Below are 804 nucleotides of genomic sequence, written 5' to 3'. Positions count from 1 at the left end.
CCCAGGCGGAGTGCTTAATGCGTTTGCTGCAGCACTAAAGGGCGGAAACCCTCTAACACTTAGCACTCATCGTTTACGGCGTGGACTACCAGGGTATCTAATCCTGTTCGCTCCCCACGCTTTCGCGCCTCAGCGTCAGTTACAGACCAGAGAGCCGCCTTCGCCACTGGTGTTCCTCCACATCTCTACGCATTTCACCGCTACACGTGGAATTCCGCTCTCCTCTTCTGCACTCAAGCCCCCCAGTTTCCAATGACCCTCCACGGTTGAGCCGTGGGCTTTCACATCAGACTTAAGAGGCCGCCTGCGCGCGCTTTACGCCCAATAATTCCGGACAACGCTTGCCACCTACGTATTACCGCGGCTGCTGGCACGTAGTTAGCCGTGGCTTTCTGGTCAGGTACCGTCAAGGTACCGGCAGTTACTCCGGTACTTGTTCTTCCCTGACAACAGAGCTTTACGACCCGAAGGCCTTCTTCGCTCACGCGGCGTTGCTCCGTCAGACTTTCGTCCATTGCGGAAGATTCCCTACTGCTGCCTCCCGTAGGAGTCTGGGCCGTGTCTCAGTCCCAGTGTGGCCGATCACCCTCTCAGGTCGGCTACGCATCGTCGCCTTGGTGGGCCATTACCCCACCAACTAGCTAATGCGCCGCGGGCCCATCTGTAAGTGACAGCCGAAACCGTCTTTCAGCTTCCCAACATGTGTTGGAAAGGATTATCCGGTATTAGCTCCGGTTTCCCGAAGTTATCCCAGTCTTACAGGCAGGTTGCCCACGTGTTACTCACCCGTCCGCCGCTAAAGTT

General features: G+C 56.7%; 1 rRNA gene. It reads right to left on the bottom strand.

Annotated elements, in window-relative coordinates:
* Positions 1-804: ribosomal RNA gene (locus RB160_RS23940) — 16S ribosomal RNA — on the bottom strand; the annotation flags it as partial.

It is taken from the genome of Neobacillus sp. YIM B06451 (assembly GCF_032667185.1).
Lineage (GTDB): Bacteria > Bacillota > Bacilli > Bacillales > Cytobacillaceae > Bacillus_D.
The sequence above is the reverse complement of the archived record's forward strand: the minus strand, read 5'-3'. Positions and strand labels throughout refer to the sequence as shown.